This is a genomic window from Nocardiopsis ganjiahuensis DSM 45031 (genome assembly GCF_000341085.1).
In the GTDB taxonomy this organism is placed as follows: domain Bacteria; phylum Actinomycetota; class Actinomycetes; order Streptosporangiales; family Streptosporangiaceae; genus Nocardiopsis; species Nocardiopsis ganjiahuensis.
Genome location: NZ_ANBA01000027.1, coordinates 1 through 23,583 on the forward strand (window position 1 = coordinate 1; position 23,583 = coordinate 23,583).

Genomic DNA, 23,583 nt, shown 5'->3' on the forward strand with positions numbered 1-23,583 from the left:
GAACCAGTGTTCTGTCTGCTCTTCCGTGGAAGGCTTTCTGCGTTTCAGTCGCTTTCGCGACCGGCCCGCTTCGTTGTGTCTTTACTTTATCAGGTGTTCCGCGCCCCGCCAAATCGGCGGTTTGTGTGAACCAGATCGGGGTAAAGCCCGTTTTGCTTTTCCCAGTCTAGCGTTTCCTTCGCGGTGTTTTCACCGCGTTGTTCGCGCTGGTCTGTTCGGAGCAACTCTCTGAGTTTACATGGCCCGAGCAGTGCTCGAACCGGTGTGTTTCGGAGAGTGTCTGAAATCGAAGATCCGATCACGCTCACGGAGAACCCGCGTTCGTTTCGATCGAGAAGATCCTGACCCCCCTCGCGGCCTTGGGCCGGTCGGAGGCGACTCGGAGAACATTACCCCTCGCTTCGGGGCGACGCAAACGCTTCTGAGCGTGTCCTGGATCACATCTTGACGGATCGCCTCGGGCGATCAGTCGAGGATGCTGCCGGCGCCTGTTCCCGGGGCGGCGTACAGCCACTCCACCTCGAGTTCCACGGCGGCCACGGTCGCCGGGGAGTAGGCGACCAGGGCCTCGCTCCCCACGAAGGACGCGGCCACCTGGGCGACGGTCGGGTTGTGTCCGACCACCAGGACCGTGCTCGCGTCGGCGTCCACTTGGTTGACGAGCTCCAGGAGTTCGTCCGCCCCCGCGAGGTAGGCGGTCTCCGCGTAGTCGATCTCCGGCCGCACGGAAGGGCCCATGGCACCCAGGACGCCGTCCAGGGTCTGGCGGGTCCGCTTGGCGGCGGAGCAGATGACGTGGTCCGGCGCGTACCCCCGCTCGGAGAGCAGGCGACCGACCCGTTCGGCCTGCCTCCTCCCCTTGTCGGTGAGTTCACGGTCGTAGTCCGTGACGCCGTAGCCCTCCTCGGCCTGGGCGTGGCGCATCAACAGCAGCGTCCGGCTCTTGTCCGTGCCCGTATCCGCACTCATGACGTCAACACCGTCGCGACCACGGCGAGCAGGACCATGAAGCCCACCATCGCCCCCACGATGACCAACAAACCCTTCAGTCCCGACACCGCTGCACCACTCCCCTGACCGTTGGCCTTCTCCTGGCCCGCCGACTGCTCGACCTGCGACACCAGGTTAGGTGCGCCCCCCGGGCCGGCCGCTCCGCCCCCACCGGGACTTCGTCGGCCCCACCCGGGGCACCGTCCGCCCAGACCGCGACGCGGCCGCCCGGAGTGCTCCGGGCGGCCGCGTGTTCGGTTCCACGAGGGTCGGACGAAGGGACGTCATTTGCGCCCTGCGCCGTTCGGCGAGGTGGGTGTCAGCCCTTGCCGGCGTCTCCGGCCCGGGCCTCCTCCTTGCGGTCCCCGTCCTTGCTCTCCGTCTCCGGGCCGGTGCCGTCGTCGGCCCCGGCCTTCTCCCCGTCCTCGGTGACGGCGCCACCGTCACCGGCCTCGGGGGCGTCCTGGGGCGCGGAGTTCCCGCCGATCTCGGCGAGGTCGGTCTCCGTACCCGAACCCCTGTTCTTCGACCAGAGCACCGCACCCACCAGCACGCCGACGGCGACCACGGTCACGCCGACCCGCAGGGCGACGTTGTCCGCGTAGAGCACCACGCTGGGCGCGACGATCAGGGCGACGAGGTTCATCACCTTCAACAGCGGGTTGATGGCCGGGCCCGCGGTGTCCTTGAAGGGGTCGCCGACGGTGTCACCGATGATCGTGGCCTCGTGGGCGGCGGAGCCCTTGCCGCCGTGGTGGCCGTCCTCCACGAGCTTCTTGGCGTTGTCCCAGGCACCGCCGGAGTTGGACAGGAACACCGCCATGAGCACACCGGCGGCGATGGCGCCGCCGAGGAAGGCGCCGAGCGGGGCGTACCCGAAGGCGAAGCCGACCGCGATCGGGGCCAGGACCGCGAGGAGGCCGGGGGTGACCAGCTCTCGCAGCGAGTCCTTGGTGCAGATGTCGACCACCCGCGCGTACTCCGGCTTCTCCGTGCCGTCCATGATCCCCGGGCGGGTGCGGAACTGGTTGCGCACCTCCAGGACCACGCGCTGGGCGGCGCGGCCCACCGCCATGATCGCCAGGCCGGAGAAGAAGAACACGACGCTGGCGCCGATGATGACGCCGACGAGCACGTCCGGCTGGTCGATGGAGAGGGAGAAGGAGTCGGGGTCCAGCCCGGCGAGGCTGAGCTGTTCCTGGACCGAGGTGCGGAACGCCCCGAAGAGGGCGGTGGCGGCCAGCACCGCGGTGGCGATCGCGATGCCCTTGGTGATGGCCTTGGTGGTGTTGCCGACGGCGTCGAGGCCGGTGAGGATCTCGGCGCCCTTGCCCTCGACGTCCCCGGACATCTCCGCGATGCCCTGGGCGTTGTCGGAGACCGGACCGAAGGTGTCCATCGCGACGATGATGCCGACGGTGGTCAGGAGCCCGGTTCCGGCGAGGGCCACGGCGAACAGGCTCAGGGTGATCGAGCCGCCGCCGAGCAGGAACGCCGCGTACACGGCGCCCGCGATGAGCAGGGCGGAGTAGACCGCGGACTCCAGGCCCACGGAGATACCGGACAGGATGACGGTGGCGGCACCGGTCTGCGAGCTCTCGCCGATGTCCTTGACCGGGCGCCTGTCGGTCTCGGTGAAGTAGCCGGTGAGCAGCTGGATGGCGGCGGCGAGCACCAGGCCGATGAGCACCGCTGCGACCGCGATGAACCTCGGGTCGGGGTTGGTGCCGGCCTCGGCGATCTCGGCCAGGACGCTCTCGCTGACCCCGTTCAACTCGTCGAAGCTGCCGGGCAGGTACCAGAAGGCGGTCGCGGTGACCAGGACGGCGGAGATCGCCGCGGAGATGAAGAAGCCGCGGTTGATCGCGGTCATCGCGGACTTGTCCTTGGCCCTGGGCGCCACGATGAAGATGCCGATGATCGCGGTGAGCACACCGATCATCGGGACCAGCAGCGGGAAGACCAGGCCCTCGGTGCCGAACGCGACCCGGCCGAGGATGAGCGAGGCGACGAGGACCACGGCGTAGGACTCGAAGAGGTCGGCGGCCATACCCGCGCAGTCGCCGACGTTGTCGCCGACGTTGTCCGCGATGGTGGCCGCGTTGCGCGGGTCGTCCTCGGGGATGCCCTGTTCGACCTTGCCGACGAGGTCGGCGCCGACGTCGGCGGCCTTGGTGAAGATGCCGCCGCCGACACGCATGAACATCGCCAGGAGCGCGGCGCCGAAGCCGAAGCCCTCCAGGACGATGGGCGCCTCACCCCGGTAGAGGATGACGACGAGCGCGGCGCCGAACAGGCCGAGGCCGACGGTGATCATGCCGGCGACGCCGCCTGTGCGGAAGGCGATCCGCATGGCGTTGTGGTTGTCGCCCTCGGTGCCGCCCCGCGCGGCAGCGGCGACCCGGACGTTGCCGCGCACCGCGAGCCACATGCCGATGAACCCGGTGGCCGCGGAGAGCAGCGCGCCGAGAGCGAAGAAGACCGACCGCCCGATGGCGATGGCCCAGCTGTCCGCCGGCAGCAGGAGAAGGAGAAGGGGGATGGCGACGACGAACACCGCGAGGGTTCGGAACTGCCGTTTCAGGTAGGCCGCGGCTCCTTCCTGGACCGCGACCGCGATGTTGCGCATTCGCTCGGTGCCCTGACCGGCGGCGAGGACCTCACGAACCAGCATTCCCGCGACGGCGAGCGCGAGAAGCGCGACCACCATGACGATGATGACGAGGGTGAGGTCCCTCCCCTCGAGCGCTAGTGCCATGCCACCTTGAGTGGCGAGGTTGAGCCCAGACAATCCGTCCTCCTTGAGACGGGCACGTCCATTTCGGCCCCTCGTCGAAGGTGTGCGGAACGTTTGCCCCGTGGGCTCCGGTGCCGCGCACCGCCGTGGACGTACCGCCGTTCGGAAGGCTTCTGAACTGGCTCGACGGCACGCTTGCAGGGGTCGAAGCAGTGCCACCTTTCTGTGTGGTGCACGCCGCCCGCAGTCACACACGCGCGGACGGTGATCCGGGGATTCTACGCACGGAAAGGAATAAAGCAGAGGGCCGGTTCGGCATTTACCCAAGAGTGGTTAAAGATGTGATCTCACGGTGATCCCGGGAATCACATAAATGCCTTTATCGACATCATCGGCCGCACATGATCTCGTATAATGCATTAATTCGATGTTAACGTTAAAGCACGCAAGCAGCACAAAAGGGGAAGTTGTCCCTTAGGCCCCAGGTTCCACACATGCCTCAGGAAGCCCTGGAGCACCAGGAGCCGAGACGCCGCCAGGGCGGCACAGACGCAGAGCTAGGCGCCGCGCAACCGCATCCCGGAGGGGTCGATCCCGTCACCCGAGCTCGCGCGTCCGGAGTCGAGGTCGTCGGCCAGCCCTCGGGCGAAGGCCGCCACACCGGTCACGTCCACACCGTGCGGGGCGTCCGGGCCGAAGACCTCCACCCGGTCCGCGCCGCGCCTGAGCAGGCGGGCCGCGCCGACCCGGTTGCCGCGTTGGGCGTGGGTGACGCCGACCGCTGTCTGCGCGAGCCCCCGCCACAGTTCCCGCTCCGGCTCGGGAGCGGACTTCCACACGGCTTCGAGCACCTCGTGCGCGGTGAAGGCGAACCCGCCGTCGAGCAGGCGCTGCGCCTCGGCGATCCCCTCCTCCACGGTGAACACCGCGTCGTCGGGGACACGGTCGACCTCACCCGTGCTGCCGTGCAGCATGGGGCGGCCGTAGCGGTCCCTCGGTCGCTGGTTCTGCGCCTGACCGGTCTCGTTGCGGTCGCGGACGCCGTCCGCACCGGGCCGAGGTCTCATGGTCATACGTGCCTCACCGCCGTTCGCCGTCGTTCGCCGTCAGGTGTTCGCTGTCGAGCTCCCGCAACCACCCTACGAGAGCCGCCTCCACCTCGTGCGGGCGCTCCTCGTGCGGGAAGTGCCCGGCGCCCTGAACGGCCGCCCACCGGAACGGCCCCGAGACCAGTTTCCGCGAGGAACGGGCGGTCTCGGGCGGGCACACGGGGTCCAGGGAACCGTGCAGTTGGAGCACGGGGATCCGGACCGGCCGCCGCATCCGGTTCCCGTACCTGAATCCGTCCGCACGCCAGCGCGACCGGAAGATCCAGCGGTGGTACTCCAGGGAGCAGTGCGAGACCTTCGGGATCGAGAACGCGAGCCGGTAGCGCTCCCGCGCCTCCCGGTCCGGCCAGCCCGGGGCGGACCACTCGTCCAGGAGCTCTCCCACACGGACACAGCCGTCGGCGAGGAGGCGGTGTTCCGGCAGGATCGGCAACTGGGCGCGGAGCATGTGCCGGACGCCCGGGCCTCCGGAGAACAGGACCCGTGCCGCACGCCGGGGGTGGGGGGCGGAGACAGCGGCCAGGGCGCGTACCCCGCCCGGGTGGTAGGCGGTCATGGTCCATCCGACGAGTCCGCCGACACCGTGGCCGACCACGACGGCGTCCGCGGCGCCGAGCGCGCGGACCAGGCTCGCCATGTCCTGGGCCAGCCCGACCAGGTCGTAGCCGCGCGGTGTCTTGTCACTGGCCCCGTAGCCGCGCAGGTCGACCGCGACGGCCCGGTAACCGGCCTCGGCCAGCCCGGTCATCTGGGCGCGCCAGGCCCACCAGAACTGGGGAAAGCCGTGCAGGAGGAGGACGAGGGGTCCCTCGCCGAGCTCGGCCACGTGGAACCGGGCGCCGGCGGCACTGACCGTCCGGTGGGTCCAGGGACCGTCGACGTAGGCGGCCGATTCGTCCAGCACCGGGGTGACTAGCTGTGGGTGGACGCCGAAGTGTCACTGACCGCGGTAGCCCCCGCGTTGCTGCCGCTACTGGGCGGTCGGACCTCGCCGCGCAGGATCCCCATGAGGCGCGAGGTGGTGACCGCGGTGCGGGCCAGGCCCTGGCGGCGCTTCAGGTTGATCACGGCGATCAGGATGAGGACGGCGGCGATCAGCAGGTAGAAGCCGGTGACGGTCAGGAAGGAGAGCCAGAAGGCCCACCCGAACACCTCGGCGAGGAAGAGGCCCACGGTGACCGAGAAGAGGATCAGTACGAGGTGGAGGAAGAAGGCGGCGGCCCCGAACTCCCCGAGGCTCTTGCCGATCTTGACCGCGTCAGCCTTGGCTTCGAGCTTGGCGAGCTTGATCTCGAGCCGCACGATGCGGGAGAGGTTGTCGGTGGCGTCGGAGACCAGCGCACCGATGGAACGCTCGGAATCGCTGGCAGCGCCAGGTTGGCCGGCACCCGGCTTGTCCACCATCGTGGAGTTCCCTTCTCTCGGTCCGTACACGTGAATGATCCTCCGCATCCTCGCACATGCCCTCCCACTCATGTCTCTCACGGCACGCAAAACAACGGGGTTCGGTTTCGTCACGCGGGTGAGCGGGAACGGCGCCCCGCCCCTTCGGAAGGGGCGGGGCGCCGTGGTGTCCCCCGCCCGGACGGCGGGCGGGGGACGGTGTGGCAGGGAAAGGGTCAGTCGCCCCTCTTCACGGAGGGCAACTGCTTGGCGATCACGTCCATGATCGAGGAGTCGGTGAGGGTCGAGGTGTCCCCGACCGCCCGCTCCTCGGCGATGTCGCGCAGCAGGCGGCGCATGATCTTGCCCGAGCGGGTCTTGGGCAGCTCGGGCACCGCGAGGAGCCGGGTCGGCTTGGCGATGGGGCCGAGCGAGGTGCCGACGTGGTTGCGCAGTTCCTGGACCAGGTCCTCGGGGACCTCCTCCAGGCCGCCGCGCAGGATGACGAAGCCGACGATGGTCTGACCGGTCACCTTGTCGGCGGCGCCCACGACCGCGGCCTCCGCGACCTTGGGGTGGGAGACCAGCGCGGACTCCACCTCGGTGGTGGAGATGTTGTGGCCGGAGACGAGCATGACGTCATCCACGCGGCCGAGCAGCCACATGTCGCCTTCCTCGTCCTTCTTGGCGCCGTCGCCCGGGAAGTAGAGGCCCTCGAAGCGCGACCAGTAGGTGTCCTTGTAGCGCTGGTCGTCGCCCCAGATGCCGCGGAGCATGGACGGCCAGGGCTCCCGGATGACGATGAAGCCGCCGTCGCCGTCGGGGACGGAGTTGCCCTCCTCGTCCACCACGTCGGCGACGATGCCCGGGAGGGCGCGCATCGCGGCGCCCGGCTTGCCCGCGGTGACACCGGGCAGCGGGCTGACCATGATCGCGCCGGTCTCGGTCTGCCACCAGGTGTCCACGACCGGGGCCGTCCCGCCGCCGATGTTCTCCCGGTACCACATGTAGGCCTCGGGGTTGATCGGCTCACCGACCGAGCCGATGACGCGCAGGCTCGACAGGTCGTACTTGGCGGGGATCTCGTCACCCCACTTCATGAAGGTGCGGATCGCCGTGGGCGCCATGTAGGCGATGGTGACCTTGTACTTCTCGATGATCTCCCAGAAGCGGCCCTTGTGCGGGGTGTCCGGGGTGCCCTCGTACATGACGACGGTCGCCGCGTTGGAGAGCGGCCCGTAGACGATGTAGGAGTGGCCGGTCACCCAGCCGATGTCGGCGGCGCACCAGTAGACGTCGGTCTCCGGCTTGAGGTCGAAGACCGCCCAGTGGGTGTAGGAGGCCTGCGTGAGGTAGCCGCCGGTGGTGTGCAGGATGCCCTTGGGCTTGGCCGTGGTTCCGCTGGTGTACATGATGTACAGCGGGTCCTCGGCGTCGTGGCCCTCGGGGGTGTGCTCGGTGCTGGCGGTGTCGACGACGTCGTGCCACCACACGTCGCGGTCGGTCCACTCGACGTCCTGGCCGGTGCGGCGGACGACGAGGACGTTCTCGACCGCGGGGCGGTCCGCGACGGCGCCGTCGACGGCGGGCTTGAGGGCGCTGGGCTTGCCGCGCCGGTAGCCGCCGTCCGCCGTGATGACGAGCTTGGCCTGGCTGTCGTCCAGGCGCTGGCCGAGGGCGTCCACGGAGAAGCCGCCGAAGACGACCATGTGCACGGCGCCGATGCGGGCGCAGGCGAGCATGGCGACGACGGTCTCGGGGATCATCGGCATGTAGATGGCGACGCGGTCGCCCTTGGCCACGCCCAGCGAGGTGAGGGCGTTGGCGGCCTGGGAGACCTGGTCCTTGAGCTCGGCGTAGGTGATGCTGCGGCTGTCGCCGGGCTCGCCCTCCCACTGGAGGGCCACGCGGTCACCGACACCGGCCGCGACGTGCCGGTCCACGCAGTTCACGGAGGCGTTGATCTTGCCGCCGACGAACCACTTGGCGTAGGGCGGGTTCCAGTCCAGGACCGTGTCCCAGGGCTGCTCCCACTGGAGCCTCCGGGCCTGCTCCTCCCAGAAGCCGAGGCGGTCCTGCGCCGCGGTGTCATAGGCGTCCGCCTTGACGTTGGCGTTCGCGGCGAGGTCCGCGGGCGGCGGGAAGCTTCGGGTCTCGTGGAGAAGGTTGGACAGTGTCTCCTGGCTCGGGGGAGTGCTGTCGGCCACTGTGATTCTCCTTACGTTGACGATAAGTCCAATTAATCATGTGGTCCATACCGCGTGAACAGGCGGGGCGACGTCCATCGGCAGTGGGGGCCGGGCACGCGACGAACGGTCGGTGAACGGTCGCCGGTCCGCGACGAGCGGTCCCGTAGTGCCCGGCACGGCAGTGGAGCACACGGTGTTACCGACGCGTAGTGTTGTTTTTCGTGAGCGAATCGACTTCTGCCTCCCTGTCCGACCCACTCTTCCGGATCGCCGAACTGCCGGGGGTGAGCGACGCGGTCGAAGAGACGCGGACCCTGGTCGACCGGCTGCTGGGGCACCGCATCCTGCGCCGCCGGAGCAGCGACGTGTCCATGGAGTCCTCGCTGCGCGGCGCGTGTGCGTCGGCCGCGCTCGAGGGCGCCGAGGTCTCGATGGACGAGATCCGTGACGGGCACGTGTACGACACCCGGATCAAGGGCGCGCTGCGCATCGGCGGCGAGCTGGGCACCCTGGTGGACACCTGGCCCCGGACACCCCGGCAGGCGCTGGCGCGGCTGCACACCCTGGCCGCGGCCGACGCCGTGGCCGAGGACGCTCTGGGCCGCCCGCGGCTGGAGGGCGAGCGGGTCGAGGACCCCCTCGAGCTCGGCCCCGCGCCGAGCGCCGCCGCGGCCACTGCCCGGCTGGAGGGCCTGTACGCGCTCCTGGGCTCGCGGACGAAGGTCCCCGCCCTGGTGACCTCGGCGCTGGTCCACGGCGAGCTGATGGCGATCCGGCCGTTCGGCTGGGGAGACGGGCTCGTGGCGCGCGCCGCCGAGCGGCTGACGCTGGTCGAGCGCGGCCTGGACCCCAAGTCCCTGGTCACCTCCGAGCTCGGGCACCAGACTCTGAAGGACGAGTACGGCCCGGCCCTGCGCGGGTACATGGCCGGCACCCCCGAGGGCGTGGCCGAGTGGGTTGTGTACTGCTGCCGCGCGGTCCGGGCGGGCGCACAGGACTCGTTGGCCACGTGCGAGGCGCTCAAGCGCGGCTGATCAGGGCGGACCACTCCGGACGGGTCGACCGGGTTCGACTGGTTCGGAGAAAAACTCCCAGGCCTGCGAAGTAGTTTATTTACTAACAAGTAGCCAGCCGGATGCATATCATTTCGATCACACTTGATCGTTCGCGAATGTTTCCCGATTGCTTCGCGCCTGTGCACATGCATGGCGAACGGCGCCTCGGACCTTGGTCCGGGGCGCCGTTTCCGACCCACAGGAGCGGGTTAGCAAGCGTCACTATCTCTAGTCCGACCTGGTGGAAGTCGGTTCCATCAGCCCTGGACAGGCCCTATGGGGCCCAGTGGAGCGTGGGTTCCCGTCCTCTGTGTCGGGGTGGGTCTCAAGCCACCTGCTGCTTTCCTTTGTACGCCGGGGACCCTTCTCCGAAAAGGTGGTTGACCGAAGTTTTTCTGTTGGATTCCCGAACCCATACACAGCGTCGCGTGGTAGCGTCTGTTCTGGAGTTGAGCGAAGGACCGACAGCGTCGGGCCAAATCCCCGGGTTACCCGGCCTTTATGGGCACAGACCGCCAATGCGGACATTGTGCCGAAGGAACGGAACAGCCATCGTTCTTCGCGGGAAGTGCGAACTCGAGCGCCCCACACGGGGCGAGTACGGGATCGGACGACCGCTCCCGACGAACCTCTCCCAGGAGAGCGGACTCCGGCCTGTCCCCCCGAGGCCGGAACCGGTCGGCCCCCAGTTCCCCCCTGCGGGGTCCGTCCGACGCCATCCGCTCCGTCTCGCCTGACGGGCTGGGACACACGACAGCCCCCGTACGTGTGTCCCGCCCGCCGGGTGGGCCGCTCCGCCCCCTTTCTCGTCTCTGTTCCTCGTGCCTGCGCGGTGTCCGCCCCCGCCGAGCCGACGGAGTTATCCACAGATCGGAAATGGTGGCTTCCGCCGCGCCCCCGGTTCGGCGAGGGTCGGAAGGGAAGGTTCCCGCCCTCCCCGGAAGGTCCGATGGACGTCCCGCAGCGACCCCTGATCGCCACCGCCGACCCCGCCCTCCTCGACGACCTCCTCCGGCTCGCCTCGGCGGCCGCCGCCGAGGTCACCATCGCTCCCGGCCCCGAACAGGCCCTGCGGGCCTGGGACCGCGCCCCGCTCGTCGTGGTCGGCCGCGACCTGGTCCGCACCCTCCGTGCCGCCGAACCCCCTCCGCACCCCAGGGTGGCGGTCGTGGCCCGCTCCGGAGCGCCCCCGTCCGGCACCGGCGGCACGGGCAGCGCAGAGCATGTGGAGGGCACCGGCGGCACAGGCCGTACGGGTGGCACGGTCGGCACGGGCCCCACAGCCGGCCCGGGTGTCACGGCCGGAACAGGCGGGAACGTCACCCACCTGCTCCCCCGGGACGAGTCCGCCCTCGTCGACCTGTTCGCCTCGGTGTCCGACCGGCCGCCCGCACCCGTGGTGTCCGTCGTCGGCGGCCGGGGCGGTGCCGGCGCCAGCCTCCTCGCGGTCGCGCTCTCCCTCGCCGGTGAGCGGGCGGGGCTGGCCACGGCCCTGCTCGACGCCGACCCCCTGGGCTGCGGACCGGACATCTACCTCGGCTGCGACCACACCGCCTCGGACGCCCGGACCGGCTGGGACGACCTGCTGCGGCAACGCGGCCGGATGCCCTGGCGAACACTGCGGGACGGCCTTCCCAAGGTCGGCCGTGTGGACGTGCTGACCTGGGCCCGGAGCAACGGTGCCGGACAGGGGCGGCCGCTGCCCGTCGGCGCGGCCCGGACGGTCCTGGCCTCCGCACGACGGGGCACCGACCTGGTGGTCGCGGACCTGCCGCGGTCCTTCGACCCCGCCACCACGGTCTTCCTCAACCACTCCGCGCTCGTGCTCGTGGTGGTCCCCGCCGACGTGTACTCGGTGGTGTCCGCCGCCCGCATGACCCACCGGCTCCGGCAGGAGGCCGACCGGGTGCGGGTGGTGGTGCGCGGGGCCGGGGGCGGCCTGTCCACGGAGGTCGTGGCCAAGAGCCTCGGGGTCGAACTCGGCGCCGACCTGCCCCCGGAACCGGGGTTGTCCCGGCTGCTGCGGGTCGGTGACGTCCCCGCACAGCACCCCCGCTCCCCGCTGGCGCGGTACGCCGACCGGGTCGTCGGCGCCCTCGTCGGTGCGCGGGAGGCCCGGTGAGCAGGACGGGGACGACCTTCTGGGAACGCCTGACCGAGCGGGCCCACCCCAAGCAGCCGGCACACCCCGCTGGCGACCGGACCGCCTTCGGTGCCGCTCGGGCTCCCGGACCTGACCCGGGTGTCTGGCGGGGGTGGGCTGCCCAGGCGGACGGGGCACCCCGGGCCGGGACCGTTCCCCCGGCCGCGCTCAGGGACGAGAGCGCCGTACTGGAGCGGGTGCGTGACAGGTTCGTGGCCACCGGGGTGCCGGTGACCCCGGCCAATGTCGCGGCCGCGCTGCGCGCCGAGGGCGGGGCCCTGGGCGACCGGGAACTGCTCGCCATGACCCGCAGACTGGCCGCCGACCTCTCCGGCGCCGGTCCTCTGGAGGAACTGCTCACCGCGGACGTCACCGATGTCCTGGTCAACGGCCCGGACCAGGTCTGGGTGGACGCCGGGGACGGGCTGCGCAGGGTGAACGACGTGCGCTTCGGTTCCGCTGACGAGGTGCGCAGACTCGCTCAGCGGCTGGCCTTCCAGGCAGGGCGGCGGCTCGACGCGGCCGCGCCCTACGTGGACGCCCGGTTGCCGAACGGGGCCCGGCTGCACGCCGTACTGCCGCCGATCTCCCCCCAGGGTGCCTGCCTGTCCCTGAGGATGCCGCCCCGGAGGGTGTTCGGACTGGAGGAGCTGACCGCCTGCGGGACCCTGACCCCCTCCGGGGCGGACCTGCTGCGGGCGCTGATCGCCCAACAGGTGCCCTTCCTGATCAGCGGCGGTACCGGCACGGGAAAGACCACGCTGCTCTCCTCCCTGCTGTCGCTGGTGCACCCGGGTGAACGGATCGTGCTCGCCGAGGACTCCCCCGAACTGCGACCCGAGCACCCGCACGTGGTTCGGCTCCAGACCCGGCCGCCCAACATCGAGGGCAGCGGGGAGGTCTCACTGGCGTCGCTGGTCCGCCAGGGGCTGCGGATGCGCCCGGACCGGTTGGTGGTCGGCGAGGCCCGGGGGCCGGAGATCGTGTCCTTGCTGGGTGCTCTCAACACGGGTCACCGGGGCGGGGCCGGCACCCTGCACGCCAACGGGGCCGAGGACGTGCCCGCCCGGGTGGAGGCGATGGGGTGCGCCGCCGGACTCGGCCGGGGCGCGGTGCACAGCCAGCTCGCCGCCACCAGGGTCCTGGTGGTCCACCTGGTCAGGGACGGTCGGGGGCGCCGCCTGTCCGAGGTGCGGGTCCTGCGCCAGGAGGACTCCGGGCTGGTGCGGGCAGTACCGGCGGTGGCCTTCACCCCGGACGGGCGTCGGCACGAGTACTCGGGGGTGGCGGAGGTGATCTCCCGCCTGGGCCAGGGGTGGCGCCGGTGACCCCTGTGGTGGTGTTCGCGCTGGCAGCGGCCCTGGTGTGGGCGCTGCCCCTCACCGGACGCCGCCGACTGGCCTGGCTGTTTCCCGCGGCGCCCCGTCCACGGCTCCCCCGGCCCTCGCTCCAGGCGTTCCTCGACCGCCGGAACGAGGGGGCGGACCGGCGGCGGGCCGTGGTCCTGCTGTGCCGGGTGACGGCGGCCGAGCTCCGCGCCGGACAGCCTCCGGAGGTGGCGTTGCGGGTGGCGGCTCTGGAGGCCGGTCCGCTGGTGGGAGAGGTCACGGACGCGGATTCGCTGCGCCGAGCGGCCGATCGGGAGGAGGACCTGTGGGCACTGGCCTACCTGGCGGCGTGCTGGGAGGTGGCGGCGGAGACCGGTGCGGGGATGGCCGGGGTGGTGGACGCGCTGGCGGTCAGCCTGACCGAACGCGAGGAACAGCGGGAGGAGGTGTCCGCCAGGACCGCGGGCCCGCGCACCACCGCGCTCGTGCTGAGCGGGCTGCCGCTGCTCGGGATGGCGATGTCCGCGGGGCTCGGCGGGTCCCCGCTGGTGTTCCTGTTCACCACACCGCTGGGCCTGCTCTGCCTGGGCCTCGGTGTGCTGCTCGACCTGGTGGGTGCCTGGTGGACCCTGCGGATGGTCCGGAGCGCGGTGCCCTGAGAGCACGGGGCCCGGGAGGAAGGGGAGAGGGATGTTCTTCGAGGTGGCAACCGTGCTGTGCGCGGTGGCGGCGGTGTGGGTCCTGTGCGGTTCGGACCGTCGTCGGGTACCGGGCCTGGCGGTCGGCGCGAGGTCCGGCACGGAGGCCGGTGCGAGGGCCGGCGGGAGGGGGCGTGTGGCGGACGAGGGCGCCCGGCGGCCGGTAGTGCGCCCCTGGCTCCGGCTGCTCGCCGGGAGCGGCGCCGCGGCCCTGCTGGTGGCCCTGCTGGGCGCGGTGGGCGCGGTGGCCGTGGTCTGCGGCGGCGCCTTCCTGTGGCTGCGCGCCCGGAGGGCCCGGGAGCGCCTCGAGCGGCTGCCGGTCACCGACGACCTCCCGGTGCTCATCGGGCTGATCGCGTCGGGCATCCGCGCCGGGGCGACCGTCCCGGCCTGCCTGACCGCGGTGTCCCGGGCCGCCCGCGACGGTTTGGGCACCGAGCTGGCCGCGGTCTCCGAGCGTCTTCGGTTGGGCTCCGAACCCGTTCTGGCCTGGCAGCGGTCGGCGCTGCCCGAGCCGTTGGTCGAGGTCGGCCGGGACCTGGCCCGAGCCGCCGAGACCGGCGCTCCGGCGGCCGACCTGCTCGACCGGCACGTGGCGGATCTGCGCCGCCGGCTGAAGGCCCGGACCACCGCCCGGATCGAACGTCTGGGTGTGCTGGTGGTCGCCCCGCTGGGTCTGTGCTTCCTGCCCGCCTTCATCCTCATCGGGGTGGTCCCGATGGCCGCCGAGCTCCTCACCTCGGCGCTGTCTCGCTGAGCCGTGTGCGACCCCTCCCGCTCACAGAGCCCCCGGCCCGCCGCCTCCGTGCTGCCCGGTCCGCCTCTCACGGCGGCGGCCCAGGTAACGCGCGGGGAAGCGCGGCCAGCCGACGGTCAGACGCAGGATCAGGGTGCCTGTCCCCAGCAGAAGCAACAGGGCGGTGGATGCGGTCCCGACCACACGGCCGACCGTCCCCGCTCGGGCGGGGTCCTCGAAGGCGAAGTGCCCGACCGGATCCGGGGCCGCCTCCTCCGGCGGCGCGGGAACTGTGGCGGTGACACGGTCAGCCGGTGGCGCGAGACCTGGGTCCGGCCTCTGGGAGGTCGGGCCGCTCCTCTGCGGGGGTTCGGTCGCCTCCGGGGGTCCAATCGCCTCCGGGGGATCGGAGGAGGCCCGGGCCGCCGGTTCCCCGGCGGGTCCGGCCCCTGCGGACTCCGGGGGTTTCTCCTCCGTCTGCCCCTGTGCCCCGGCCCAGCTCCGAGGAGGTCCCTCGGCCGGACCTGTCCCGGGCCCCTCCTGCGGCGCGTCGAGGGGTTCGGGGCCGGAGGGGCAGGGTTCGGCGACGGCGCTCGACTCGGGCGGGGGGCGCGGCGGTTCGGACGGATCGGCCGAGGAGGGCGGCCGCTCGGGAAGGGCCGGTTCTGAGCTGCCCGGGGCCGACCGGGGTTCGGGACCCGTTTCCGGTCCCGCTTCCGCGTCCGAAGCCGCTCCCGCGTCCGGGTCCGCCTCGACGTCCGCTTCCGCCTCCGGGTCCGACCCCCGCACCGTGGCGGGCGCCCCGGTACAGGGTTCGGGCCCGGGTCCGATGCCGGTCAGGGCCGGACCGCAGAGCAGGAGAACACACACCAGGACCGGTGGGGCGGTCATTCCACCTCCTCGGCGGGGTCATGGGCGGGTCCGGCCCTGGAGCGGGCACCGACCTCGTGGGGCAGGGCGGACGCGGGGAGGGAGACCCTCACCGTGACCGTGAGGCCGTTCAGGTCGCAGGTGTCGAGGGCGGCCCCGTTGGCCGAGGCGGTCCGTTCGGCAACGGCGCAGGCCGCACCGGCGCCCTCGTGGGCCCGGGCCGCCGCCGCGAGCGCGGCGAGGTCGGCGGCGGTCGCGGCACGGTCCCGGTCCAGGCGGGCCGCGGCGGTGAGGAGTACGGCGTAGGTGAGGAACCACAGCGCCAGGCACAGGGAGATCCACCAGACGGTGGCCGAGCCGCCGTCCGCCGGGCCCGGCCCCGCCCTCTGGCGCCCCGCGGATCTCACCGGCCCGGTTCCAGCGGAACCGCCGCGCTGCCGTCGACTTCCAGGGGCGGTGCCCGGAGCGGCCCGATCCTGAGTTCGGCCCGGACGGTGACCCGGGCCGTGCCGTCGCTCTCCGCCAGGTGGACCCGGGCCTGAGCCGGTGCGGCGGCCAGGGCGAGGGCACGGGCGTGTTCGGGTGGCTCTCCGCGGGCCAGGGCCCGGGCCCCGAGCCGGGCGGCGTCGGCGCAGGAGAGTTGTGCGGCCGCCGCGCCGACCGCGCCGAGGGCGACGGCCAGCACGAGCAGCAGGGAGGGCAGCACCATCGCGGCCTCCATCGTCACGGACCCGCGGTCAGGGGCTGGACTGGAGCGCATCGACGACGATCGAGGTGAGGGCGGCACTGACCGCGTCGCTGGTGACGACGAAGTAGAGGACCCCGGCGAGGGCGACCGCCGCGATGGTGCCCATCGCGTACTCGGCGGTGCTCATGCCCCGGTCGCGAGCGGGGGCGGGAGCGGGGGTGGCAGCGGGCGGATTCGGGCACGGCGAAGAGAACATGGGACCTCCCTGGTGAGCCGGGCGGGAACGGTTCCGCCCCGGCCCTTCCAGACTGCGCCGAGCCCGGCCGGAAGGGAAGCGGCCCTCCCCAGCCTGTGGATAACTCCGCCCCGAGCCCCTAGGGTGCCGCCCATGGTGAACTCCGTACCCTCCTCGCCCGCCCAGCGGCTGAGCACCGTCGAGGAGGTCGTCGGCTCCCCGTTCCCCTCGCGGCACCTCCCCGGGGGACACCTGTCCGGGAGTCCCGACCACCACCTGGTCGTGCTGGCCATGAGCCGGGACTTCTGGGAGGACGGCTCGGTCGAGGCCGTGGAGGCAGCGGAGGAGGAGATCCGGGGAGCCGGGGACGAGCTCACCACGGCCCTCGACAACCGCTGGGGTGCGCACGGGATCCTGGATCCGCGCCCCTGGTACGAGGCGGCCGCACTCAGGAACGAGGCGGTGGCCGAGCCGTTCGCCTCCCTCCAGGACGCCTTCCGCGAACTGCGGGTCTGGCAGCTCTCCGGCTCGGAGCGCTGGTTCGGCCTGACCTCGGTCCAGCACGACCGCGAACTCGAGATCATGCTGGTGGGGGTGGTCGGCAGAGGACCCGTCCCCGCACCCCCGCGTTCCGGTCCCGTTCCTGCGAGGCAGCTGTCCCCCGACGGTTGGTCGGCCCTGCCCGGAGGGCTCCTCGGAGGGTGAGGAGGGCCGGGGCCGCACCGGCTCCCCTGCTGCCGCCTCCTCAGGCCCGGCGCGTCATCCCTCGGCGTCCCCGTGGTCGCGGTCCCCGACCTCGCCCAGCACCTCGTCCAGGAGGCGCAGGGCGCCGGACTTGCTCAGCGGTTCGTTGCCGGTCCCGCACTTGGGCGACTGGATGCACGAGGGGCAGCCCTGATCACACTCGCAGTCGGCGATGGCGGACCGGGTGGCGGAGAGCCACTCCCGGGCGGCCGCGTAGCCGCGTTCGGCGAACCCGGCTCCGCCCTCGTAGCCGTCGTAGACGAACACCGTGAGCTTCCCGGTGTCCCTGTGCACGGCGGTGGACACCCCGCCGATGTCCCAGCGGTCGCAGGTGGCCAGCAGCGGCAGCAGGCCGATCGCCGCGTGCTCGGCGGCGTGTGCGGCCCCCAGCAGCGCCACGTCCTCCTTGCGCAGCCGGTCCTCGCCCTCCTGGGGCAGGGTCCACCAGACCGCGCGGGTCCGGAGGGTGCGCTCGGGCATCTCCAGGGGCTGTTCCCCGAGGACGGATCCGGTGCGTACGTCCCGTTTGAGGAAGCCCACCACCTGGCGGGCCACCTCCACCTCGCCGAAGTGCACCACGGCCCCGCTCGGCCAGGTCTCCTGCCGCAGAACCGACAGCACGGTGATGTCCGTGGTGTCCCTCGCCCAGGTGCTGTAGGGCGGCTCCGCCGCGTGCACCAGGGCCACCCCCTCGTCCAGGTCGAGGTCGTCCACCAGGTAGGTCGCCCCCCGGTGGAGGTAGACCGCGCCCGTGTGGACGGTGCCGTGGGCGGCCGCCTCGTCGATCTCGCCGAGCAGTTGTCCGCTGCCGGTGTCGACGATCTGGATCGGCGGCCCACCGGCCCCACGGATATCGGCCAGGTCACTCGCACGCTCATTGCTTGTCCAGAACCAACCCCTCGGACGCTTCCTGAGTAGTCCGCAATGCACGAGTTCGGCGAGTTGTCCCTCGGTCGTCTCACCGAAAAGGGCGAAGTCGTCACGCGTGATCGGGAGCTCCTGGGCGGCCGCGCACAGGTGCGGACCGAGGATGTGCGGGTTTTCCGGGTCAAGGACGGTGGCCTCGACCGAGCGCCCGAAAATAGCCTCGGGGTGGTGGGCCAGGTAGGTGTCCAGGGGGTCGTCCCGGGCGATGAACACCGCCAGGGCGTCCTCGCCGCGCCGTCCCGCACGGCCCGCCTGCTGCCACAGGGACGCCAGCGTGCCCGGCCAGCCGGCGATGAGCACGGCGTCCAGCCCGCTGATGTCCACACCGAGTTCCAGCGCGTTGGTGCTGGCCAGCCCGAGGAGCTCCCCCGAGCGCAGGGCCTCCTCCAGCTCCCGGCGCTCACTCGCCAGGTACCCGCCGCGGTAGGCGGCCACCCGGTCGGCGAGGTCGTGCTCACCGTTCTCGGTCAGCATGCGCCGGGCGTTGATCGCGACCACCTCGGCCCCTTGGCGCGAACGCACGAACACCAGCGTGCGCACCCCGTCCCGGACCAGGTCGACCAGCATCTCGGCGGCCTGTGAGGGAGCGGTACGGCGCACCGGGGCACCGTGCTCCCCGGTCAGGTCGGTGAGCTCCGGCTCGACCAGGGCGACGGACATCCCCGGCCGCGGCGAGCCGTCCTCGCTCACCGCGGTGACCGGGACCCCGGTCAGCCGGGTGGCGCTCTCAGCGGGTGAACCCGAGGTCGCCGAGGCCAGGACGAACACCGGCTCGGACCGGTAGCGGGCGCACACCCTCCGCAGTCGCCGCAGGATCTGGGCGACGTGCGAGCCGAAGACCCCGCGGTACCGGTGCGCCTCGTCGATCACCACGTAACGGAGCCGCCGCAGGAACCTCGCCCACGCCCCGTGCCGGGGGAGGATCCCGTGGTGCAGCATGTCCGGGTTGGTCAGGACGTAGTTCCCGTGCTCGCGCACCCAGGAGCGTTCCTCCGGGGTGGTGTCCCCGTCGTAGACGGACGCGCGCATGCCCGAAAGTCCCAGGTCCGTAATCCATCTGAGTTGGTCCTGGGCGAGCGCTTTGGTCGGGGAGAGGTAGAGCACCGTTTCACCGGAGTCAACCGCCTCCACTGCGGGCATAAGGAAGCCAAGCGACTTCCCCGAGGCGGTGCCCGTGGCTATGATCACATCACGGCCCGAGCGTGCGAGGTCGGCGGCGGCTGCCTGGTGGGACCACGGACCCGTGATCCCCCGTTCGGCCAACCGCTCGACCAGGTGGGAGGCTGTCCACTCCGGCCAGTCCCCGCTCACTCCTGCGTTCCGGGCCACATGCTCGATATGGGTGACCTGCGGGTACCGGGTGTCGTCACGCCACACACCGGGGAGCACGGGCTCCGATCGCCTCATCGAGACCCCTCCTCACTGGACACGTTCACGAGTCGCTGGTCCTCGTCCCGAGGTCGGGGCGCCGGTCGACATCGGTTTCAGTGTGACATCCGGGGGAAGAGTGGCGCGGGGTCACCGTTTTCCTGTGCATGACGGGGAGACACTCAGGACACCCGTGGTTGAATGCGTGCTGGTGGGGTAACGCCCGGCAGAGATACTTCGCGATATTTCGCGGTTCGGCGCTGGAGGACTTGTGGATTTGAAGCTTGATCATTACACCGAGGGCGACACCGAGATCGTCGTCGTTGAGGGTGAGATCGATGTCTATACCGCGCCCCGGCTCCGCGAGCTGCTGATCGACCTGGTCAACAAGGGCAACTTCCACCTCGTGGTCAACATGGAGAAGGTGGAGTTCCTGGACTCGACGGGCCTCGGTGTGCTTGTGGGCGGGTTGAAGCGGGTCCGTGCTCACGACGGGACCCTGGATCTGGTCTGCACCCAGGAACGGATTCTGAAGATCTTCCGGATCACCGGGCTGACCAAGGTGTTCGGTATCCACAGCTCGGTGCAGGAAGCCATCGACAAGCGTTCCTCGAAGTAGCCCAGAGCGAGCGATGGCAACCATCACGCTCACGATCAGTGCGCTTCCCGCCCACGTGCGTACGGCGCGGCTCATGGCCGCGACCGTCGCGCGGCGGGCGGGTATCGCCGCCTCCGCGATCGACGAGATCAGGCTGGCGGTCGGAGAGGCGTGTTCCCGGGCGGTGGCGGCACACAAGCTGCACTGCCCCACACAGCCGATCCTGCTCCAGCTGATCGACGACAGCGGAACTGATCCGGTGTCGGACCCCCGCACCGACACCTCGAGCCGAACGCTGCGCGCCAACGGGAGCGCCACACGACGTTTCGAGGTCGTCGTCTCCGACCGTGCCCCGGCGAAGGACACCGAGGAGACGGCCAACCACCTGGAGCCCTTGCTGGACGGCCTCTTCCTGGACGGCGAGGACACCCCTCCCGGTGGTATCTCCGGGTTCTCCCCCGGCCTCGGCCTGGCGGTGATCACGGGCCTCGCGGACGAGGTGACCATCGAACCCAACGACGCGGGCACGGTCGTCCGGATGAGCTGGCCGCTGCAGGCGGACCAGACCCAGAACCCGAGCTCGAACTAGCTCAGATCTGTCAGCACGTCACGAGGGGGCGCCTCCCGGTGCGGGAGGCGCCCCCTCGTCGTTCGTGCGGAAGGGCCAGGAGCCCGGCCCCTGGCCAGGACCTAGTCGCAGGTCTGGGAGGAGACCTCCGAGGAGGCCGTCAGCCCCGCCTCGACGTTGTCCGCGATCTCCTCGTAGGTCAGCACGTAGCCGGTCTCGTCCTCGTTGGTGGCGGCGGCGAACACGACCCCGTACACCGTGCCGTCGGGGGCCAGCAGCGGACCGCCGGAGTTTCCGGGGCGCACGACCGCGCGCACCTGGTAGATCTCCCGGCTCACCTGCTGCGAGTGGTAGAAGTCCGAGCCCTGAGCGGTCTGCTTGGCCCTGATGCGCGCGGGTACGGCGGTGAACCCGCTGTTGCGCGGGAAGCCCGCCACCACCGCGTCGTCGCCCTGGGCGGCCTCACCGTTGAACTCGAGCGGTTCCAGGTCCATCCCCGGAACGTGCAGCACGGCCAGGTCCTGCTGGGCGTCGAACAGCACCAGGGTGGCCTCCAGCTGGTGCCCGTCCCGGGTCACCACGCGCAGGTCCTCGGTGACCCCGGCGACCACGTGCGCGTTGGTCATGATCCGGTCCTCGCCGTAGGCGAAGCCGGTGCCCTCCACCCGCCGCTGGCAGGAGGGTGCGGTGCCCAGGACCTTGACGACGCTGCGGCTGGACTCGATGAGTTCCGGGGTGGTGAGGACGTCGGGGTCCGGCGGTTCGACCTCGGCGAGTTCACCGGTGCCCAGACCGCTGAAGACCTGCGGGAAGGCGCTCTGGTCCACGACCCGGCGGAAGGTCGAGAAGCCCTGGTGTGCGGCGTTGGGCATCAGCGCGTCCACCGACTGGAGGATGCGCGAGTCCTTGACCTGGCTGGACACGTACGGCAGGGCCGAGTTGGCCACCGTACTGCCGATGAACCAGGCGACCAGGAGCACCGAGAGCCCGCTGACCAGCGCCCCGCCCAACGCGTCCACGACCCGCGCCGAGTCCCAGGTGACCTTGTTGCGGACCAGGGTGCCCAGGTAGGAGGCGAGGAACTGGCCCAGCGCGGCGGACAGGAACACCACGGCGATGGCCAGCAGGGCCTGCCGGCCGGGGTCCGCCACCCAGTCCTGGATGAGGCCCGGGGCGGTGACGGCCGCGAGGATCCCCCCTCCGATGAAACCGACGAAGCTGAAGACTCCGACGATGAAACCCTGCCGGTAGCCGGTCACCGCGAAGAGCAGCAACAGGATGACCAGAACCGCGTCGAGCACGGATGCCCTCCAAGAAGTGAGCGTTACCCGACCGGCCGGAGGCCCTGCGGGGTGGCTTCGAACACGTCGGTTAGACCCCTGTCACGCCACGGAAGTTCCCAACCCCCGAGAGCGAGCAGGTTGTCGATGATCGCACCGGTGAAGCCCCATACGAGCATGTTGTCCACCCTGAAGCCCGGGCCCCACACCGGCCCTCCCCCGTAGCGGACCTCGACCCGGTTGGCCGGGTCGGCGAGGTCGGCGACGGGCACCCTGGAGACCGCGGCGACCTCACCGGTGTCGGCGGCACGCACCTCGGAGGGCTCACGCCACCAGCCGAGGACGGGGGCGACCCGGAAGTCGCTGAAGCTCAGGTAGAGCTCGGGCAGGCGTCCGACCACGTCGATCCCCGCGGGGACGGCGCCGGTCTCCTCCTCGGCCTCGCGCAGCGCGGCGGCCTCGGGTGAGGGGTCGGTCGGCTCGATCCGGCCGCCGGGGAAGGCCGGTTGGCCCGCGTGGCGGCGCAGCCCGGCGTTGCGCTGGATGAGCAGCAGGTCGGGACCCCTGTCGGTCTCACCGAAGAGGATGAGGACGGCCGACTCGCGGCCGCCCTGTTCCGGCGGGCGCATCGGTTCGGGCACCGGCATCGTCCGGGCGGCGTCCGCGAGCGCGGACAGCCAGAGCGGGGTCGAGTTCATTCGAAGAACCTGTTCCGGGGGTTGTCGCGCCGACGTGGGGTACGGGTGCGGACGCCTCGGGGGCCGATGTGTGCGCACTCACGTGAATCAGGGTACAAACTGCCGCGACCTGTGCCCGCCGCTACCGGTTCCGCGCACCGGTGGGGCCCATCCGCGCCGTACCGGCTCGCCCCGTGTGCCGGCGGACCGGGGGCGTGTTCCGCGGCTCCTCCCGCTCACGCGAACGAGCGCATGCGGAGCAGTTTCCCGGCGGTGGCGGGGTCCGTGGGACCCTCACCGAAGGACGGGCACCACTGGGCCACGCCGCAGGCCCCGCAGGCGGGCCTGCGTGCGTGGCAGACGCGGCGGCCGTGCCACACCACGCGGTGGGACAGCATCGTCCAGTCCTTGGGCGGGAAGAGTTCACCGACCGCGTGCTCGACCTTGACCGGGTCCTGCTCGTCGGTCCACCCGAAACGCCGGACGAGCCGACCGAAGTGGGTGTCGACCGTGATACCCGGCACACCGAAGGCGTTACCGAGCAGTACGTTTGCGGTTTTTCGCCCTACACCCGGTAGTTTGACCAGGTCGGCGAGGTTTCCCGGAACCTCGCCGCCGTGCCGTTCGCACAGGGCCTGGCCCAGCCCCAGCAGACTGTTGGCCTTGGCCCGGAAGAACCCCGTCGAACGGATCATCTCCTCCAGGTCCTCACGCCGGGCCGACGCGTAGGCCTCGGCGTCGGGATAGCGCGCGAAGAGCGCCGGGGTGACCTGGTTGACCCGCTTGTCCGTGCACTGCGCGGACAGGATCGTCGCGACCAGGAGCTCCAGCGGGGTGGTGAAGTTCAGTTCGGCGTGGGCGTCCGGATACAGCTCCGAGAGCTTCCGGTACGTCTTTCGAGCACGGCGGACCAACGCGAGTCGGCTCTCGCCGGTGGGCGTGGTGTTCTCCGCGGGCACGGCCGCGGTGCCGCTGGGCGCGGCGTCGCGGGCATCTGGGGTGTCACGAGGCATCGTCACAGGGTAGGCGTCCGATTGCGGGGGCACACCCGGGTCGTCGGAATTCGGTGACGCGCCGACATTTCGACTGGTGACCGAGATTATGTAACCAATGTCCGGTCACACGGCGCGGGCAAGCCCTGACACAGACCGATTACGACTAAGATCGCATGGGCTGACGTCGGCTGTTGTGGGCACGTTGTCTCCCGGCGGACAAGCCGAGGTAACGACCTGGTTTCACACCCGGTTGCGATATACGTCA

At 71.2% G+C, this 23,583-nt stretch carries 23 protein-coding genes; 8 read left to right on the forward strand and 15 right to left on the reverse strand.

Going from position 1 to position 23,583, the window contains the following annotated elements; translation table 11 throughout:
• Nucleotides 1-465: 465 nt before the first annotated feature.
• The 7 genes from D458_RS0128495 to acs form a co-directional block, all read right to left on the reverse strand.
• Entirely contained in the window at nucleotides 466-969 is a 504-nt protein-coding gene (locus D458_RS0128495; protein WP_152521275.1) for a SixA phosphatase family protein, read from the reverse strand.
• Nucleotides 966-1,121 (reverse strand): hypothetical protein, encoded by a 156-nt coding sequence (locus D458_RS36840; protein ID WP_017590132.1) that lies wholly within the window; start codon nucleotides 1,119-1,121, stop codon nucleotides 966-968. The genes D458_RS0128495 and D458_RS36840 overlap by 4 nt, the downstream gene beginning before the upstream one ends.
• A 188-nt stretch (nucleotides 1,122-1,309) precedes the next feature.
• A complete protein-coding gene (locus D458_RS0128505) occupies nucleotides 1,310-3,748 on the reverse strand; it encodes a sodium-translocating pyrophosphatase (RefSeq protein ID WP_017590133.1) in 2,439 nt (812 codons plus the stop codon).
• 536 nt (nucleotides 3,749-4,284) lie between these two features.
• Nucleotides 4,285-4,800, reverse strand: a complete 516-nt coding sequence (locus D458_RS0128510) for a DUF309 domain-containing protein (protein ID WP_017590134.1) — start codon at nucleotides 4,798-4,800, stop codon at nucleotides 4,285-4,287.
• Nucleotides 4,801-4,807: 7 nt separating this feature from the next.
• Nucleotides 4,808-5,740, reverse strand: coding sequence for an alpha/beta fold hydrolase (locus tag D458_RS0128515; protein WP_017590135.1), 933 nt, complete (start codon nucleotides 5,738-5,740; stop codon nucleotides 4,808-4,810).
• Nucleotides 5,741-5,748: 8 nt separating this feature from the next.
• Nucleotides 5,749-6,240: a phage holin family protein gene (locus tag D458_RS0128520; protein WP_017590136.1), complete on the reverse strand. Its 492-nt coding sequence runs from the start codon at nucleotides 6,238-6,240 to the stop codon at nucleotides 5,749-5,751.
• Between the two features lie 215 nt (nucleotides 6,241-6,455).
• Nucleotides 6,456-8,426, reverse strand: a complete 1,971-nt coding sequence (acs, locus tag D458_RS0128525; RefSeq protein WP_017590137.1) for an acetate--CoA ligase — start codon at nucleotides 8,424-8,426, stop codon at nucleotides 6,456-6,458.
• Between the two features lie 203 nt (nucleotides 8,427-8,629).
• On the opposite strand from acs, the gene D458_RS0128530 reads away from it, so the two are divergent.
• The 5 genes from D458_RS0128530 (at nucleotide 8,630) to D458_RS0128550 (ending at nucleotide 14,389) form a co-directional block, all read left to right on the forward strand.
• Nucleotides 8,630-9,442 (forward strand): Fic family protein, encoded by an 813-nt coding sequence (locus D458_RS0128530; RefSeq protein WP_017590138.1) that lies wholly within the window; start codon nucleotides 8,630-8,632, stop codon nucleotides 9,440-9,442.
• Between the two features lie 970 nt (nucleotides 9,443-10,412).
• Nucleotides 10,413-11,585, forward strand: coding sequence for a septum site-determining protein Ssd (gene ssd / locus D458_RS0128535; RefSeq protein ID WP_017590139.1), 1,173 nt, complete (start codon nucleotides 10,413-10,415; stop codon nucleotides 11,583-11,585).
• 209 nt (nucleotides 11,586-11,794) lie between these two features.
• Nucleotides 11,795-12,934 carry a TadA family conjugal transfer-associated ATPase gene (locus D458_RS0128540; RefSeq protein WP_026119769.1) on the forward strand — a complete coding sequence of 380 codons (1,140 nt, stop codon included), beginning with the start codon at nucleotides 11,795-11,797 and terminating at the stop codon, nucleotides 12,932-12,934.
• The gene (locus D458_RS0128545) at nucleotides 12,922-13,593 is read left to right on the forward strand and encodes a type II secretion system F family protein (RefSeq protein WP_017590141.1); all 672 of its coding nucleotides are present in this window, start codon (nucleotides 12,922-12,924) and stop codon (nucleotides 13,591-13,593) included. Before D458_RS0128540 ends, D458_RS0128545 begins: the two co-directional genes overlap by 13 nt.
• Before the next feature lie 31 nt (nucleotides 13,594-13,624).
• Entirely contained in the window at nucleotides 13,625-14,389 is a 765-nt protein-coding gene (locus tag D458_RS0128550; protein ID WP_017590142.1) for a type II secretion system F family protein, read from the forward strand.
• 21 nt (nucleotides 14,390-14,410) lie between these two features.
• Here D458_RS0128550 and D458_RS36845 read toward each other — a convergent pair whose 3' ends face one another.
• The 4 genes from D458_RS36845 to D458_RS35880 all read right to left on the reverse strand — a co-directional run bounded on the left by D458_RS36845 (nucleotide 14,411) and on the right by D458_RS35880 (nucleotide 16,113).
• Nucleotides 14,411-14,572, reverse strand: coding sequence for a hypothetical protein (locus D458_RS36845; protein ID WP_160168073.1), 162 nt, complete (start codon nucleotides 14,570-14,572; stop codon nucleotides 14,411-14,413).
• A 683-nt stretch (nucleotides 14,573-15,255) separates the two neighbouring features.
• Nucleotides 15,256-15,645 (reverse strand): Rv3654c family TadE-like protein, encoded by a 390-nt coding sequence (locus tag D458_RS0128560; RefSeq protein ID WP_017590143.1) that lies wholly within the window; start codon nucleotides 15,643-15,645, stop codon nucleotides 15,256-15,258.
• Nucleotides 15,642-15,998, reverse strand: a complete 357-nt coding sequence (locus D458_RS0128565; protein ID WP_152521277.1) for a TadE family type IV pilus minor pilin — start codon at nucleotides 15,996-15,998, stop codon at nucleotides 15,642-15,644. The genes D458_RS0128560 and D458_RS0128565 overlap by 4 nt, the downstream gene beginning before the upstream one ends.
• A complete protein-coding gene (locus tag D458_RS35880; protein ID WP_017590145.1) occupies nucleotides 15,976-16,113 on the reverse strand; it encodes a DUF4244 domain-containing protein in 138 nt (45 codons plus the stop codon). The genes D458_RS0128565 and D458_RS35880 overlap by 23 nt, the downstream gene beginning before the upstream one ends.
• A gap of 201 nt (nucleotides 16,114-16,314) precedes the next feature.
• Here D458_RS35880 and D458_RS35020 point away from each other — a divergent pair, with 201 nt between their 5' ends.
• A complete protein-coding gene (locus tag D458_RS35020) occupies nucleotides 16,315-16,866 on the forward strand; it encodes a hypothetical protein (RefSeq protein WP_017590146.1) in 552 nt (183 codons plus the stop codon).
• Between the two features lie 54 nt (nucleotides 16,867-16,920).
• Here the strand turns inward: D458_RS35020 and D458_RS0128580 are convergent, their stop codons facing one another.
• Entirely contained in the window at nucleotides 16,921-19,239 is a 2,319-nt protein-coding gene (locus tag D458_RS0128580) for a DEAD/DEAH box helicase (protein WP_193374663.1), read from the reverse strand.
• A gap of 232 nt (nucleotides 19,240-19,471) precedes the next feature.
• On the opposite strand from D458_RS0128580, the gene D458_RS0128585 reads away from it, so the two are divergent.
• Together D458_RS0128585 and D458_RS0128590 are read left to right on the forward strand one after the other, a co-directional pair.
• Nucleotides 19,472-19,819 carry an STAS domain-containing protein gene (locus D458_RS0128585; RefSeq protein ID WP_026119772.1) on the forward strand — a complete coding sequence of 116 codons (348 nt, stop codon included), beginning with the start codon at nucleotides 19,472-19,474 and terminating at the stop codon, nucleotides 19,817-19,819.
• A gap of 13 nt (nucleotides 19,820-19,832) precedes the next feature.
• Nucleotides 19,833-20,387, forward strand: a complete 555-nt coding sequence (locus D458_RS0128590; RefSeq protein ID WP_017590149.1) for an ATP-binding protein — start codon at nucleotides 19,833-19,835, stop codon at nucleotides 20,385-20,387.
• A 101-nt stretch (nucleotides 20,388-20,488) separates the two neighbouring features.
• Here the strand turns inward: D458_RS0128590 and D458_RS0128595 are convergent, their stop codons facing one another.
• The 3 genes from D458_RS0128595 to nth all read right to left on the reverse strand — a co-directional run bounded on the left by D458_RS0128595 (nucleotide 20,489) and on the right by nth (nucleotide 23,336).
• Nucleotides 20,489-21,667 (reverse strand): MarP family serine protease, encoded by a 1,179-nt coding sequence (locus tag D458_RS0128595; RefSeq protein WP_017590150.1) that lies wholly within the window; start codon nucleotides 21,665-21,667, stop codon nucleotides 20,489-20,491.
• A gap of 23 nt (nucleotides 21,668-21,690) precedes the next feature.
• The gene (locus D458_RS0128600) at nucleotides 21,691-22,344 is read right to left on the reverse strand and encodes an NUDIX hydrolase (RefSeq protein WP_017590151.1); all 654 of its coding nucleotides are present in this window, start codon (nucleotides 22,342-22,344) and stop codon (nucleotides 21,691-21,693) included.
• 215 nt (nucleotides 22,345-22,559) lie between these two features.
• Nucleotides 22,560-23,336 (reverse strand): endonuclease III, encoded by a 777-nt coding sequence (nth, locus tag D458_RS0128605; protein ID WP_017590152.1) that lies wholly within the window; start codon nucleotides 23,334-23,336, stop codon nucleotides 22,560-22,562.
• Nucleotides 23,337-23,583 lie beyond the last annotated feature (247 nt).